The following is a 1,550-nucleotide window of genomic DNA, read 5'->3' as shown; positions in this document are numbered from 1 at the left end:
CTCCCGCCGGGTCCCGGATCGACACTGCCCGTGTCGCCGCCAGTATTGCCACCGGTCTCGCCACTGTCCTGGCCGCCATTCTCGCCGCCGGTATCGCCACTGTCCGTGCCGCCGTCGGACCCGCCATCGGACCCGGACCCCTGGTCCGGCGTCTCCTCGACAGGATCGACGACAACAGGACCCTCGTCCGGGCTCTCGGCCGGGCTCCCGCCATCGGGCGCCGACCCCACATCCGGCGCCGAACCCACATCGCCCTTCACAAGCGTCAAGGGATCGATCCCGACCAAAGCCGCAAACTTCAGAAGAACAGGGCTCAGGCTTGCGATCGCATCGGCCTGGGCCGCGTCGGTTTCGGCCGCAGGCTCTTCGGTGACGGGCGCCGCGTCAGTCTCCCCTGCACCGGTTTCGGGCTCGTCCGTTCCCGCGCCCGAGGCCGGGGGTTCGGTCCCGACATCGGTCTCTTCGGGCTCCGAAGTCTCGGACGGGGCGCCTGAGGTCTGATCGCCGCCCTCCTGCGCCGCGGTATCGCCGGTCGACCCGTCCGCTCCCGAGGTCTGATCATCAGGCGTGACGGTGTCGATCGGATCGATCTTCGGGTCAGTTGCGGGGGGGGTCGTGACCGGTGTGGAGCTTCCGGTCTTCGCGCCGGCGATCAGAAGCCTGAATTTTTCGAGAACAGTCATGTGTCACCTTCACCAAAACAAGATTTGGGAGGGACACTGCGTGTCGGTGGTTAATGATTGCCTGTCGAAACCTCTCCAAAACCGAAATGGAGATGCGCGTTTTCAATCGAGTTTTTTTATTTTACTGCATTTCATTTACTAGAAAAACGAATACCCCCAACAACTTCCCGGCAATCCCGAAACGTTCCGTGAAAATCCCAAGAACTCTTTCCGAGGCGTGGACAATCTGCCCGTTTTCGGCCTGATTTCCCGGTTGACCTCTTGGATATTCGCTGCGCTGCGCAAAGGGCGCCTCGTGCCCCTGATCCAGCCGGACATGGCCGAAAAGTGGACAAATCCGGCCCGGACCCCTCTCGTTCTTCTCGTCAGAGAGCCGAATCCCGGTTCGCCAACGGTTCGCCGGAGCGTCTTTTCGATCCGCAGAATCACTCCTCGGACCGAAGGGCGAAGGACGGCCTTGCCGGGGCCGTCCAGAGAAGAGAGGCGGGACCGCAGGGGCCATTCCGTTCAATCCCGCTTTGTCCACAATTGTATCCCGAACTCTTTCCGAAAGGAAAATGGAAAGGGAACAGAAAGCCACCCAGACGCACCGGCGCCGTCTATTTTCGTTATGGATTTCGAAATCTTTAAAATCTGAAGCTGGGTATCGTTACCCTGCCGTTAACTGTCGCCCCCCTGATCGGGCCGCCCGGGCGCCCTGTGGGTGGTCCATTTCAGTGCGCCGCCGGCCGCAGTTTTATGCTGCGGCCGGCGGGCTTGTTCTTTGGACGGTGCGGCGGTGAGGCCTTCACCAGTCGAGGATCGAGGCGGAGGCGTCGGCGAGATGCGCGGCGATGGGGTCGCCGAGCGCGGTGCCGTAATCGGCCT

General features: G+C 62.3%; 1 pseudogene. It reads right to left on the bottom strand.

Annotation, left to right across the window (positions count from 1 at the left end):
• Positions 1-683 (bottom strand): annotated as a pseudogene (locus DSD19_RS10505) (hypothetical protein); the annotation flags it as partial.
• Positions 684-1,550 lie beyond the last annotated feature (867 nt).

The sequence above is a fragment of the Rhodovulum sp. BSW8 genome, from assembly GCF_003314725.1.
GTDB lineage: Bacteria > Pseudomonadota > Alphaproteobacteria > Rhodobacterales > Rhodobacteraceae > Rhodovulum > Rhodovulum visakhapatnamense.
Note: the sequence above shows the minus strand (reverse complement) of the source record. Positions and strands in the feature narration are given on the sequence as shown.